The sequence below is a fragment of the Huijunlia imazamoxiresistens genome, from assembly GCF_037132455.1.
Taxonomy (GTDB): domain Bacteria; phylum Bacteroidota; class Bacteroidia; order Chitinophagales; family Chitinophagaceae; genus Flavisolibacter; species Flavisolibacter imazamoxiresistens.
Genome location: NZ_JBBBEI010000005.1, coordinates 286158 through 299715 on the forward strand (window position 1 = coordinate 286158; position 13558 = coordinate 299715).

Below are 13558 nucleotides of genomic sequence, written 5' to 3' on the forward strand. Positions count from 1 at the left end.
TAAATGACGGATAATCAGTTATCCTGACAGGCTTTTGCCTTATTCTACATTTTAAATTTTATATTTTACATTTTATATTTCAATAATCTGTCCGTGGCGGTGACGGGCGGCATGATTCAGAAAGTTGGGCAGGATGCGGTTGTAGGTATTCATGATCTTCCCGGGGTCGTGCAGGCCTTCCATGATGTCGTGCCATTTGGCTTCGCCGTGGTTCTTGATCAGCCGTTGCTTTTGCTCGTCGGTCTGCAGGTACACGCTCATGCCCACGGCATCGGCTTCCGGATGGAACTGGGTGCCCACCATGTAGGGGTTGAAGCGGATGCCCATCACCGCCCGTTCCAGCGGCACGTGGGGGCGTTCCTTTTCGATACAGAGCACCTGGGCGCCCATCATGTTTAGTTTATGGTGGTTGGGCTGCACCACCTGCCAGTCGCGGCTGTCCACTACATAAAAGGGGTTGGCCAGCTCGTCGAATATGGTTTCGGTCTGGCCGGCGGGCGTCAGGTGCACCGGGAACACGCCGAAGGCGGTGGACTTGCGCCGGATGACCTGCGCTACCGCGTAGTGCCGGCACACCAGCTCAAAGGAATGGCAAATGAAGAACACGAACTTTTTATGGGTAGGATCGGGGTGGTTGTTCCAGTTTTCGATGCCGGACAGCCAGTGAAAATAGGCTTTTTCCCAGCCGGAGCCCATGCCGTCCAAGGGGCTGCCCGGCCCCCCGCTGGAGAGGTAGATGTCGTACGACAGGTCGGGTACCTGGCCGCTGTGGCGCACCTCGAACTCGTGGGTTTCCACCTCCAGCCGGTGCTCCGCGCTCCATTGGGTGATGATCTCGCGCAGGCAGCGCATGCCCTGGTTGGGTTGTCCTTCGTACAAGTCTAGAATGGCAATGCGGATCATAAAGCTCCTGGTTAAATGGATGAACGGTTTTTCCTGTGCGGGCCGTTGGTGCCGGCCGCCCAATTTACTAATTCCTGCCTTTACAACAGGAAGAAGCGATACAGGAAAATGGTTTCGCCTGCAGGAGGGGCATAGGGGATACGAAGAGGGTGCGGGGAAATATGCTTTTAGCGGTGCCCTGCTCAGGAATGGGGCAAGGCGTGCAGGTGTTCGGAAATGGCTTCGATGATCTCTTTCATCACGCCGTCGTGAATGCTGGAAGGGGCACCCGGGCAGATGAACTGGTTGGGCGAAGGGGAGATCAGCTTGTCGCAGGGCAGCGATTCCCGCAGCTCATTGCTCAGGGGGCTGATCTTGTATTCGGTATAGTAAGGGGTTTCGTGCACGGAAACCAGTGCATGTTCCTGGGTTTTATTACACGTAAATTGTATGCTGAAGATGCGTGCCATATAGAGGAGTTCAAGGTATGAAAATGATGGTCAGAAATGCCACATCAAAGTCATCTTGCACGATACCATAGACAAGCTACAAAACATTAGACAATAATCAAAATAAATTGTGCGAGCATCCTGTTCTGTCCTGTTTTGGCCGGGCGCGAATTTATTGTTTAAATTGATAAAGTGTTCGAATGCGCCTGTGTGTTAGTGCTGGTTCGGGGACATGGAATTAGGGTTGGGTAATCTTTGGGCGTTTTTTTGGATTTATTGACTGTAAAAAAGGTGTAATTACAGATTAGAAAGAAATTGGGATTGAATGAAGTCCACCACGGCGGTCAGGCTGTTGGTTTCGTGGAAAACTTTCAATTGCCGATCGGCGCCGGTGCCTTTTTCGGTGATGGCCGGGATGGCCTGGAGGTGGGCGCGGCTGCCCAGGTGGTCGACCACGTCGTCCACAAAGTCCAGGAGTTCGGCAATAAGGGCGCGGGTATTTACCTCCTCTTCCTTTCCGAAATCGATGAGGCGGCCTTCGATACCGTAGCGGCTGGCGCGCCACTTGTTTTCATTGATCAGCGAGCGGGAATATTGGATGAAGTTCAGGTTTTTGCTGCGCAGCTTGTAGATCTTGGCGCAGATGGCCTGGAACAGGGCGGCCAGGGCCACGCTTTCATCCACGGTCAGCGGCACGTCGCAGATGCGGAATTCCACGGTATTGTAAAAAGGATGCACCCTCAGGTCCCACCATACTTTTTTGGCGTTGTCGATACAGTGGGTCTTCATCAGCAGTTTGATGAAGTTGTCGTAGGCTTCGATGCTGTCGAAGCTTTCGGGGATGCCGGTGCGGGGGAATTTGTCGAACACCTTGGTGCGGTACGATTTGTAGCCGGTTTCGCGGCCTTCCCAGAAGGGCGAGTTGGTGCTGAGGGCAAACACGTGGGGCAGGAAATAGCGGGTGGAGTTGGCAATATGGTTGGCCATTTCGCGGCTTTCCATGCCTACATGCACGTGCAGGCCGAAGATCAGGTTGCTGCGGGCGGCGTCCTGCAGCTCGGCCACGATCTCGGTATAGCGGGTATGTTCGGTGATCAGCTGGCCGGTCCAGCTGCTGAAGGGGTGAGTGCCCGAGGCGCCGATGCCGTAGCCCAGGCTGGCGGCGATTTCCGCCACGGTCCGGCGCAGGTGGGCCACGTCCTTGTAGGCTTCGTCCGTATCCCTGCAGATGTCGGTGCCCACTTCCACCACGGCCTGGTGCATTTCGGCCTTTATCTTTTCCCGGATGATTTTTTCCCCTTCCTGCACGATGCGCTTATCATGGCTGTTCAGCTCCCTGGTTTGGGGGTCCAGCACCATGTATTCTTCTTCAATACCTAACGTGAACTGTTTGAAATGGATCTGCGGCATTTAAGGAATTGGTTAATTCGTTAATTGGTTAATTGGGAATCAGGCCGGGGACCCAAATCTAAAGGATATCGTCCTCAAAAGAATCATTCCCTTTCCAATATTCCTGTCCCTACAAAACAAGTAGCTTCCACCTAAGGTCCCAATTAACCAATTCACGAATTAACCAATTCCCAATCAGCCGATATTTTCCTTTTCTTCCTTGCGGGACGTTTTTTTCCGGGAGGGCGATATCTTTTCGCGGGCTTTGGGCGGTTCCGGCGCTTTTCCCTTGACGCTTTGCCGTACGTATTCGCCCCAGGTAAGGTTGCTGCCCTCCTCGTGCTGGGCCAGTGCCCGTTCGATGGCGTAGTTGGCCAGGTTTTCCACGACCCATTCGAAATTGCTTTCGCCTATGCTGTCGCGGTCGGCATCGGGGGCGGGGTTGCAAAAGTCAATGGCGTAGGGAATATTATCGCGGAAGGCCAGTTCCACGGAGTTGAAGTCGTATCCCAGGTACTGGTTGATGCGCAGCACGATCTCCTCGATCTGTTGCAGTTTGTCGGGGCCGGGCTGGAAAGAGGTTTCGTAGCGCTGGTGCGGCGGGTTGCGGGGCTCGAAGGGCATGACGTGCACGTATTTGCCTCCTACGCAGAAGCAGCGGTAGTATTCGTCGTAGTGGATCGCTTCCTGCAGCATCATGGTCTGCTGCCCGGTAAGGCCATGCTTGCGGAAAAAGTCGTCCGCGTCTTTGAGCCGGTACACTTCGCCGCCGCCGGCTACCGGTTTCATATAAGCGGGAAAGCCGATGTAGCGGAAGATCTTGTCCCAGTCGAGCGGGTAGGCCAGGTTCAGGAACGAGTCGTGCGTGGTGTCGGCGGGCAGCTCGAAGGAGGGGAGTACCGCCGTCTTGGGCACGGGGATACCCAGCTCGGTCATGAGGCAGTTGTTAAAAAATTTTTCGTCGGCGCTCCACCAGAAAGGATTATTGAGGACCGCCGTGCCGGTAAGGGCGGCATTTTTCAGATACGTGCGGTAGAAGGGTACGTCCTGCGAAATGCGGTCGATGATGACGGCATAACCGGTGGGTTCATCCTGCAGCACTTTATGGATGCGCACCGGTTCGGCCCATACTTCGTCGATTCCTTTACTGTTTATCTTTTCGATCAGCGCCATGGGAAAACTGCGCTCCTGGCCATAAAGGATACCAATCTTTTTCATGATGAAAATATTAAGAAGGTTAACAATCGTATACCGTACAAGTTAGGGTATCCTGTCCAATTTTTCAATCTTCGGAAAACGAAAGCGCCCCGGATGCCCGGGACGCTTTCGTTTCTTCCAGGAACCGTATTTTATTGAAACACATAACGCAATCCCAGCTGGATGCCCCAGGTGCTGGTGGTGGAGTAATTGGGCTGGAACCCTTGTGCGGCGCCTTTGGGATCGAAGGTGAACTTCGGCGTATTTTTATTAAAGGCTTCGTTGCCGGTATTGTTCGAGCTGGAGCCCGAGGTGGGCACGCCCAGGATACCCATGTCCTGGAAGGTGCCGTAGGTATACGCATAGCGGTAACCCCAGTCCCTGTTCAGCAGGTTCAGCAGGTTGGTCACGTCGGCGCTCACCTGGAAGGAATGCTTCTGCGCGCCTGTTTTGATGGAAAAGTCCTGCAGCACGCGGAAGTCCAGGGTGTGGGCCCAGGGCAGGAGGGCGCCGTAGCGTTCCATGTATTCGCCCTTGTGCTTCTTGAGGTACTTGTCTTTTTCCACGAAGGCCAGGAAGGCATCGCTTTGCTGCTTGGCGGTGTACACGTTGGCGCCCACTTTAAAGCCTTCCACGAACTGGATCTCCGAGGCATCCCTGGGAATGTAGATGATGTCGTTGGAAGCGCCGTCGTTGTTCACGTCGCCGCCGTAGCGGTAGCTGTAGCGCTCCTGCGGCGAGGCCGAATAGTACAGGGCCAGGGTCGTGGCCATCCGGTCGTTCAGGTAGTTAAAACGGTACGAGCCGCTGGCCACCACGCGGTGGGGGACAGCATAGTTGGAAAATCCCAGTTCCGGTTTGTTGGGGTTGCGGACGATGTTGTTGGTGGTCCAGCCGCTGCCCGACTGGTCGGAGGAGCCGATAGCCACGTCTTTCGCCAGGGTGTAGGTATACGCTACGCTGGCGTCCCAGTTGTGGGTAAAGGCTTTGGTGACCATGGCGGTAACCGAGGTGCTGTAGCCTTTCTGGATGTTGTCCATCACGATCATCTGGGCTACATTGCTGTTGAGGCGGGTATTGTAGTAGGGGCGTTGGTCCTTGCCGGCCAGCGTGCCGTTCGGTGCACCGAGGTTGGCATTGCGGAAGTACACGTTATTGATCATTTTGGTATAGATGCCTTCCAGGGTAAAGGTAAAGTCGCGGGCAAACTTCTGGTCCACGGCCAGGTTGCTGCGCCATACCTGGGGCATTTTAAAGTCGGCCGCCGCGGCGCTGTACGAGGAGCCGCTGGGCAGGGTGGTGCCCACCGCCGGTGGGTTCTGGGGAATGTACTTCGTGCGGTCGGTGGAATAGGTGATGTTGGCCAGTTCGGCGGTCGACGCCTGGTAAAGGGCGCGGATCACCCCGTTGTCGCCCACCTGGTTCACCAGCCAGATAAAGGGAATGCGGCCGGTAAAGATGCCGGTACCGCCGCGCAGCAGGGTGGATTTGTTGCCCTGCACATCGTAGGTAAAGCCGGCCCGGGGCGAGAACAGCAGTTTGGGATCGGGCCATTTGCTGACGTCAAACTTTTCGGGATTCCCGTTCTCGTCCTGGAAGGTCACGGCTTCCAGCGCCGGGTTGCGGGGCGGGTCGTAAGGATAAAACGGCCGGTCTACCCGGATGCCGACGGTCAGTTTCAGCTTGTCCGTGGGGCTCCAGAGGTCCTGGCCGTATACGCCCAGTTGGGCAAACTTGGCTTCTCCCGCCTTCATATTCGTGCGGTTTTTGGGGTCGTAGGAAACGGCAAAGACGGCCGGGCTTTTGTTGTCCAGAAAGTCCTGCAGGCTGTTGAAGCGGTAGTAGGAGGCGCCTGCGGCGCTGGAGAAGGAGTTGATAAAGGCCATGTATTCAAAGTTGGCGCCGGCCGTCAGGGTATGCTTGTCCAGGTTGAAGGTCACGTTGTCGGCTATGTTCCAGGCCTTGTCGCTGACGCTGTTCTTATAGGAAAACAGGTCGGTGCCGAAGGAGATATAGACGTTGTTGGCGTCCCGCATGATGTCGACAAAAGAGGCCGTGCTGTTGGGTACCCGTTTGCTCTGGTTGTTGGTATAGGAAGCGATCAGCTGGTTGGACAGCCTCGTGGAAAACCGGGAGTTGAACTCGATGACGGAAGAGGCGACCTGGGTATTGTTTTTAAAGTTGCTGCCGGTATAGGCCAGGCCGCCGTTGGTGCCGCCCCGGCGGCCGTTGTTGATGCGGTTGGCGGTGATGCCGGTGACGCTGGAGGTATTCACCTGGTCGTCCTCGTCGGTTTCCGATTGGGTGTGGCGGAGGGTCAGGCGGTGCTTGTCGGTAATGTTCCAGTCGAGGCGGCCCAGGAACTTTTTGTTTTCGGTTTCAAAGTCATAGCCTTCATAGCCGCCGGTGGTGTATTGGTAGTTCTTGGCCAGGTGTTCGCTCAGCTTGTCCAGGTCGCTGGCCAGCACGGGGGTCACCTGCGGGTTGCCGTCATTGGTGCCGGGGCGTTTGGCCAGCCAGGTCTGGCCGGGGTTGGTGCGCTTTTCCGCTTCGAAGTTGGCAAAGAAGAACAGCTTGTCTTTGAGGATGGGGCCGCCCAGGCTGGCGCCGTAAATTTTGGTGGACCGCTTGGCATTGGCCACCGTCACGTCCTTCACTTTGTCGCCGGTAAAGTTCTGGTTGCGGTAGTAGCCATAAGCGGCGCCGTACCAGTTGTTGGTGCCCCGGCGGGTGACGGCGTTGATGCCGCCGCCGATAAAGCCGGCCTGGCGCACGTCGTAGGGCGAGATGTTGACCTGTACCTGGTCGATGGCGTCAATGGAGATGGCCGAGGTGGCGCCCCCGGGGATCATGCCGTCGCCGGAGCGGCCGAAGTTGTTGTTGAACAGCGAGCCGTCGATGGTGATGTTGTTGTAGCGGTTGTTCATGCCGGCAAAGCTGTTGCCGTTGGCCTGGGGCGTAATGCGGGTCAGGTTGGTCAGGCTGCGGCTGATGTTGGGCAGGTTTTGCACCTGCAGCCGTGAAATATTGGTGGAGGCGCCGGTCTTTTCGGTCGCGGCCCTACGGGCGGCGGTCACCGTCACTTCCCGCAATTGCTGGTCGGCCGCGCCCAGCACCACGTCGATGTCAAAGCGCTCGCCCAGGGGAATGTTGATGTCGGTGCGCTGGATGGTTTCGTAACCTACATACGATATGGTAACGGTATAGGGGCCGCCCGGCGGCAGGTTCTGGATATTGAACCGCCCCCCGGTCCGGGTGGAGGTGGTGAAGGTGGACCCGGTGGGCTCATGGCGGATGCTGATGGTGGCGCCGGTCAGCAGTTCCTGTTTGGCCGACTTGACCACCCCGCTCATGCTGCTGTTGGTGACCTGGGCCAGGACGCCCCGGCCCACCAGCAGGCTAAGCAATAAAATGTAGAGCGATTTTTTTGACATAGCTGAGATTTAAGTTTTTTAAATAATATTTCCTTTTTGAACCCGGCCGCTAAAAAAGCCGTACCACTATGAACGGAACCGGGGCGTCCGACCCCCAATCTGCCCGTGGATAGCCTTGGTCGCGGCCTGCGGCCGCAAAAAAAGTCCATTGCCGGAAAGTGCCGTAGTCGTCTGCATTAACATTACATTATGTCTGAATGTTTCATTAGGACAAAGGGCTTCCCCCAAGTGCTGCGTTTGACCTGTGCATGTTGATAACTTCTCATTCTCGGTTAGTTCCTACCTTTGCCAAAAAAATACGGATGTTAGATTCAATCGAAAGCGCCATAGAAGATATAAGGGCGGGTAAACTGGTGATCGTGGTGGACGATGAGGACCGGGAAAACGAAGGTGATTTTATCGTGGCCGCACGGCACGCCACCCCCGAGATCATCAACTTCATGAGCAAGCACGGCCGCGGCCTGATCTGCGTGGGCCTGCTGGAAGAGCGTTGCGACGCCCTCGGCCTGGAGCTGATGGTCAACAACAACACCGCCCTGCACGAGACCGCTTTTACCGTATCGGTCGACCTGCTGGGTCATGGCTGTACCACCGGCATTTCCGCCCACGACCGCTCCAAAACCGTCCTGGCCCTGATTGACCCGGCTACCAAGCCCGAAGAGCTCGGCCGCCCGGGGCATATTTTCCCCCTGCGGGCCAAGAAGGGCGGCGTGCTGCGCCGCACCGGCCATACCGAAGCCTCCATTGACCTCGCCCGCCTCGCCGGCTTCGAGCCTGCCGGGGTGATGGTGGAGATCATGAACGACGAAGGCGACATGGCCCGCCTGCCCGAACTGACCGTAATGGCCAGGAATTTCGGCGTCAAGATCGTTTCCATCAAAGACCTGATCGAATACCGCCTGAAGCGCGACTCGCTGATCGAAGAGATCGTTCGTGTGGATATGCCCACCCAGTACGGTCATTTCAAGCTGGTAGCCTTCCAGGAAAAGAACAGCAGCAACGAGCACCTGGCCCTCATCAAGGGCGAGTGGAAGCCCGGCGACCCCGTGCTGGTGCGGGTGCACTCCTCCTGCTTTACCGGCGACATCCTGGGCTCCCTGCGCTGCGACTGCGGCGAACAGCTCCATGGCGCCATGCAGATGGTGCACGAAGCCGGCCAGGGCGTGATCCTCTACATGAACCAGGAAGGCCGCGGCATTGGCCTGGTGAACAAGCTGAAGGCCTACCGCCTGCAGGAAGAGGGTCTGGACACCGTGGAAGCCAACCTGCACCTGGGCTTCCAGATGGACGAACGCGACTACGGCGTGGGCGCACAAATCCTGCGCTACCTGGGCGTGAACAAGCTGCGGCTGATCACCAACAACCCCAAAAAGCGCGTAGGCCTCATCGGCTACGGCCTCGAGATCGTGGACAACGTGCCGCTGAAGATCGACCCCAACCCCCACAACGAACGCTACCTCCAAACCAAGCGTGACAAACTCGGACATGAGATCCTGCAGGAAGAGAAAGAAAGCCTGAAGTAGTTTATCGTTTGTGGTTTGTAGTTATCGTAACGTTCGAAAAAACTTTACGATAAGCCCTATATAATTTACGCCGTTGTTGGCAGGAATGCATACATAGTATGTCGGCCTGCCGGTAACGGCGTTTTTCATTGACTGCAAACTACAAACCCTTAAAAGCCGGGTGGTGCCGGTGCAGCGTTTCGCGGAGGTATTCGCGGTCGAGGTGGGTATATATTTCGGTGGTGGTGATGCTTTCGTGGCCCAGCATTTCCTGGACGGCCCGCAGGTCGGCGCCGCCCTCCACCAGGTGGGTGGCAAAGGAGTGCCGGAAGGTGTGGGGCGAGATGTTTTTGGTGATGGCCGCCTTCTGCACCAGCTCCTTGATGATCAGGAAGATCATCACCCGCGTCAGGCGCTTGCCGCGGCGGTTCAGGAACAGGATATCCTCCTCGCCGGCCTGTATGGGCCCGTGCGCCCGGATCTCCTGGCGGTAGATATTAATGTATTTGGTGGCGCTGCTGCCGATGGGCACCAGTCGCTCCTTGTTGCCCTTGCCGATGATGCGAACAAAGCCCACGTCGAGAAAGAGCTGCGAAATTTTCAGGTTCACCACTTCGCTCACCCGAAGGCCGCAGCTGTACATGGTTTCCAATATAGCCTTATTGCGGCCGCCTTCGGGGGTGCTGAGGTCGATCTGGCCGATGATGGTTTCGATCTCCCCGAAGCTCAGTACGTCGGGCAGGTGCCGCTGCAGCCGGGGCGTTTCAAGCAGGGCGGTGGGATCGACCGTGGTAATGTCTTCGAGCAGGCAATATTTGTAAAAAGCCCGGATGCCGGAAATGATGCGGGCCTGCGAAGCCGGCGTCATGCCCAACTCGGCCACCCAGCGCACGAATTGGGTAAGGTCTCCCGGCTCCAGGGCCGCCGGTCCTTTGTCCACCCCCGTCGCCTCCAAAAAAGCCGTCAGCTTGTCCAGGTCCGACAGGTAGGCCTCGATCGAATGCTCCGACAGCGACCGCTCCAGTTGTAAATACGCCTTAAATCCTTTTTTGTAGGGTTCCCAATTCATAAGAGTTCCAAAGTTCCAAAGTTCCAAAGTTCCAGAGTTGCTGGGGCACGTTACCGTTATTATTTCAAGAAAAAACCCCCTCGGGGGAGGGGGTTGAATAAGTTACAGGCTGATATTTTTTTCCAGCGGTATGTTTTCACCGTTCTCCTTCAGTTGCACGAAAATGCGGTTTTTGGAAACGTTGATGGAGTCGATGGTTTCGTGGATATTGTTCCAGTGGATGGTGTATTCTTTCTTGAAGCTCATTTTTTCCACTTTGCCGGTGTTGATATCTTCCACGAAGATGTTGCTGTAGTCGGCATAAGCTCTCAGGTCGTCGGGCACGACGAATTTCTTGTCGAAGCTGTTGAGGGCGCTGCTCATTTTGCGGAGGCTTTCTTTCTTGTCGAAAGGCATGACCACCATAAAGCCGCGGCCGGTCATGCAGTCGTTGTAGGTGAGCCAGGCCGCCTTGTTGCCGACGAACTGTACCTTGATGGCGTCCTTGCTGGGGCGGGTGGTATTGTCCATCAGGGTGCCCATGTGCATGCTGCGGGAGGATTCCATGCTTTTGTGGAACCAGGTGAGGGTATCGGCCAGGCAGTTGTTGACCGACAGGGTTACATATGACTTCTGGGCAGCTTCGCCATCCCATTTGAAGGTTTCGGTGACGCAGGTAGTGTCGCAAAAGTTGGTGGCAGTTTGCACTTCGTTGTTTTTGCAGCTGGCCATAAGCAGTACGGCGGCTGAGAGAATGGAGAGAAATCTCATGGATAAAAAATTAAGGTGGGCAAAAATACTCCTTGCGGCTTGTTCGCCGTCAAATTATTTTAACTTCGGTAAGAGGGGATTTTTATGTCGTACTTCCGAAGAAAATTCAAGAAAAACATGTTGCTGCACCGCTCCCGGCTGCGGCGGTTCCTGACCAAGGTGGAAAAGGACCCGCCGAAGAACCTGGATGCACTGGCGGAAGCCGTCGACAAGGACGTCTGGGCCGAGACCAACTGCCTCGTCTGCTCCAACTGCTGCCGCGAGATGACGCCGACCTACACCTTTACCGATATCCGGCGCATCGCCGCCCACCTGGGCATGACCCCCAAAGCCTTTAAGGAAAAATGGCTGTACCAGGATAAAAAGTCCGGCGACTGGATGAATACCAGCCGCCCCTGCCAGTTCCTGGACCTCAAGACCAACCTGTGCAGCATCTACCTGGTCCGCCCCGCCGACTGTGCCAACTTCCCCCACCTCACCAAGAAAAAAATGGTGGACTACCTGCACGTGCACCGGCAAAACGTGGAATACTGCCCCGCAACGTTTAAGATGGTGGAGAAAATTATGGAAGCGGTGAAGAGTTCCAAAGTTCCTGAGTTCCAAAGTTTCTGAGTTCCTGGGTTAGGAGTTCAACTGTTCCGGAGGTACGCCAACTCAGGAACTCAGGAACTTTGGAACTTCATAAATAGACATCCTCAATCAAAAAAAACTCCGCCTCCTCCCCCCGGGTCGTAATGGCGAGGATGTCGTATTGGACGTGGCGGAACTGCGGGTGCCGGTAGAGGAAGGCGTCGGCGGCCCGCAGGAGGCACTGGAATTTTTTCCGGTTGACCTTTTCCTCGGGGAAGCCGAATTGTTGGGAGGAGCGGGCCTTCACTTCCACGAAGTGGAGCTTTTCCCCTTTGCGGGCGATCAGGTCGATCTCGTAGTGTCCGTGGCGCCAGTTGCGGTGCAGGATGGCGTATCCCTTTTGCAACAGCCAGGCTTCGGCCATCTGCTCGCCCCTTTTTCCAAATTCATTGTGTGCGGCCATGGTTATATTTGCTCTCTACAAATTAAGCACTAATGGCCATACTGCAACATCTTTATCCCCTGCAAGGAAAAGTACAGCATTACAGCTGGGGCGGGTATAACTACCTTGCCCACCTGCTGCGGCAGGAGAACCCAGAACGCAAGCCCTGGGCGGAATACTGGCTGGGCGCTCACCCTAACTTCCCCGGCTTTATTCCCGTGGGCGGAAGCGAGGTGGCCCTGAACCAGTTTATCAAACAATATCCCGAAGAGGTGCTGGGCGAGCCGGTGTACCGGCAGTTCGGCGCCCTGCCCTTCCTGCTGAAGGTGCTCGACATTCGCCAGATGCTTTCCATCCAGGTGCATCCCGGCAAGGCCGAGGCCGAGGAAGGCTTTGCAAAAGAAAATAAGGCCGGCATACCCGAAAACGCCCCCCACCGCAATTATAAGGACGATAACCACAAGCCCGAGCTGATGGTGGCCCTGGGCGATTTCTGGCTGCTGCACGGCTTCAAGCCCGCCGGCCCCCTGCGGGAAACCCTGGAAACCATCCCCGAGTTTTCTTTCCTGCTGGAGGAGTTCGACCGGGGCGGCTACAAGGCCCTGTACGAAACCGCCCTGCAGCTGGACCAGCAGCGGGTGAACGAGATCCTGGACCCGATTGCCAGCCGTATTGTGCCGCTCTACCGCAACGGTGAGCTGCTGCAAACCCAGGAGGACTTCTGGGCGGCCCGCGCCGTGGAAACCTTCTGCCGTCCGGGCCATTACGACCGCGGCATCTTTTCCATCTACTTTTTCAACCTGCTGCACCTGAAGAAGGGCGAAGCCATCTACCAGCCGGCGCAAATGCCCCATGCCTACCTCGAAGGACAAAACGTGGAGATCATGGCCAATTCGGATAATGTGCTGCGGGCAGGCCTGACCGATAAACACATCGATGTTTCCGAACTGCTGCAGCATGTGCGGTTCGCCGAAACGGTACCCCAAATACTGGGCGGGGCGGAAGGCGTGGCCAAAGAAACGGTGTTCACTACCCCGGCTGCCGAGTTCGAGCTGCTGCAGTACCGGCTGTCCGGCGAAAGCCTGCCGCTGAAAGCGCAGAGTGCCGAAGTAATCCTGGTGCTGAACGGAAGCGCCGAGCTGCAGGCCCATACGGAGCTCCTGCAGCTGGCCGAAGGGCAGGCCGCTTTTATCGTGGCGGGTACTTCTTATACACTGCGGGTGGATAACGCGGCGGAAGTATTCCGGGCTACCGTGCCGGCAGGAAAAGCAGGATAAAGAAAAGGGCCCATAACGGCAAAGAAAAAGGTCATGGAGCGGGTTGCTCCATGACCTTTTTCTTTGCGGGTGAATCGAAAGAACAGGATGCCTATTTAATTTTAACGGCTACCCGGGTGTCGTTGTAGAACAGGTAGGTGGGATAGAGGTCTTCAGGGATGCAATAGACCAGCCTCCGGTGCAACGAGTCCCCGCTTTTGATCTGTTTGCGGCTTTTTTGCAAAAAGGTGATCAGGCCTGTTTGCATAACATACTCTGGTGCGTACTTTACCCTGTAGGCCGTATCGGCTAAGAAAATAGATTTCAGGTCCACTTCCTGGCTTTCCCCGGTTTTGTTGGTCAGCTGCAGGTAAACGCCGATGAATTTATACCCTCTCTTCGGGCGCGCAGAGAAGTTGCCGGTTGCAAAAGCAGGAAACTCCTCCACCTGTTCGACGAATAACGAGATGGAGTCATTGTAGAAACGGGCGCAGGGGCGGGCATGTACTTTCCCGGACGTAAACGCCAGGAAAAGCAGGGTGAACAGGAATAAACAGTTTTTGGTCATGGTTGAATACGATGGAAAAGCAGGGTAAGAAACGGTAACGATATACTGCG

12 protein-coding genes are annotated in these 13558 nt (G+C 56.0%); 3 read left to right on the plus strand and 9 right to left on the minus strand.

Features of this window, described 5'->3' with window-relative positions; genetic code table 11:
* Nucleotides 1–72: 72 nt before the first annotated feature.
* From V9K67_RS08620 to V9K67_RS08640, 5 genes are all read right to left on the minus strand, one after another.
* Nucleotides 73–903, minus strand: coding sequence for a type 1 glutamine amidotransferase (locus V9K67_RS08620; RefSeq protein WP_336721506.1), 831 nt, complete (start codon nucleotides 901–903; stop codon nucleotides 73–75).
* Between the two features lie 182 nt (nucleotides 904–1085).
* Complete coding sequence (locus V9K67_RS08625) at nucleotides 1086–1352, minus strand: hypothetical protein (RefSeq protein WP_336721507.1); 267 nt, start codon at nucleotides 1350–1352, stop codon at nucleotides 1086–1088.
* Nucleotides 1353–1628: 276 nt separating this feature from the next.
* A complete protein-coding gene (locus V9K67_RS08630) occupies nucleotides 1629–2741 on the minus strand; it encodes a carboxylate-amine ligase (protein ID WP_336721508.1) in 1113 nt (370 codons plus the stop codon).
* Between the two features lie 174 nt (nucleotides 2742–2915).
* Nucleotides 2916–3938 carry an ATP-grasp domain-containing protein gene (locus V9K67_RS08635; RefSeq protein ID WP_336721509.1) on the minus strand — a complete coding sequence of 341 codons (1023 nt, stop codon included), beginning with the start codon at nucleotides 3936–3938 and terminating at the stop codon, nucleotides 2916–2918.
* A gap of 131 nt (nucleotides 3939–4069) precedes the next feature.
* Nucleotides 4070–7351, minus strand: coding sequence for a TonB-dependent receptor (locus tag V9K67_RS08640; RefSeq protein ID WP_336721512.1), 3282 nt, complete (start codon nucleotides 7349–7351; stop codon nucleotides 4070–4072).
* A 302-nt stretch (nucleotides 7352–7653) separates the two neighbouring features.
* Between V9K67_RS08640 and V9K67_RS08645 the strand changes: the two genes are divergently transcribed.
* Complete coding sequence (locus V9K67_RS08645) at nucleotides 7654–8874, plus strand: bifunctional 3,4-dihydroxy-2-butanone-4-phosphate synthase/GTP cyclohydrolase II (RefSeq protein WP_336721514.1); 1221 nt, start codon at nucleotides 7654–7656, stop codon at nucleotides 8872–8874.
* Nucleotides 8875–9013: 139 nt separating this feature from the next.
* Here V9K67_RS08645 and xerD read toward each other — a convergent pair whose 3' ends face one another.
* Nucleotides 9014–9922: a site-specific tyrosine recombinase XerD gene (gene xerD / locus V9K67_RS08650; protein WP_336721516.1), complete on the minus strand. Its 909-nt coding sequence runs from the start codon at nucleotides 9920–9922 to the stop codon at nucleotides 9014–9016.
* 102 nt (nucleotides 9923–10024) lie between these two features.
* The gene (locus V9K67_RS08655; RefSeq protein ID WP_336721519.1) at nucleotides 10025–10672 is read right to left on the minus strand and encodes a hypothetical protein; all 648 of its coding nucleotides are present in this window, start codon (nucleotides 10670–10672) and stop codon (nucleotides 10025–10027) included.
* A 117-nt stretch (nucleotides 10673–10789) separates the two neighbouring features.
* On the opposite strand from V9K67_RS08655, the gene V9K67_RS08660 reads away from it, so the two are divergent.
* Nucleotides 10790–11284: a YkgJ family cysteine cluster protein gene (locus V9K67_RS08660; RefSeq protein WP_336721521.1), complete on the plus strand. Its 495-nt coding sequence runs from the start codon at nucleotides 10790–10792 to the stop codon at nucleotides 11282–11284.
* Nucleotides 11285–11351: 67 nt separating this feature from the next.
* Here V9K67_RS08660 and V9K67_RS08665 read toward each other — a convergent pair whose 3' ends face one another.
* Complete coding sequence (locus V9K67_RS08665) at nucleotides 11352–11705, minus strand: YraN family protein (protein ID WP_336721523.1); 354 nt, start codon at nucleotides 11703–11705, stop codon at nucleotides 11352–11354.
* A 32-nt stretch (nucleotides 11706–11737) separates the two neighbouring features.
* Here V9K67_RS08665 and manA point away from each other — a divergent pair, with 32 nt between their 5' ends.
* Nucleotides 11738–12961, plus strand: a complete 1224-nt coding sequence (gene manA, locus V9K67_RS08670; protein ID WP_336721526.1) for a mannose-6-phosphate isomerase, class I — start codon at nucleotides 11738–11740, stop codon at nucleotides 12959–12961.
* 91 nt (nucleotides 12962–13052) lie between these two features.
* Here the strand turns inward: manA and V9K67_RS08675 are convergent, their stop codons facing one another.
* The gene (locus V9K67_RS08675) at nucleotides 13053–13508 is read right to left on the minus strand and encodes a hypothetical protein (protein WP_336721529.1); all 456 of its coding nucleotides are present in this window, start codon (nucleotides 13506–13508) and stop codon (nucleotides 13053–13055) included.
* Nucleotides 13509–13558 lie beyond the last annotated feature (50 nt).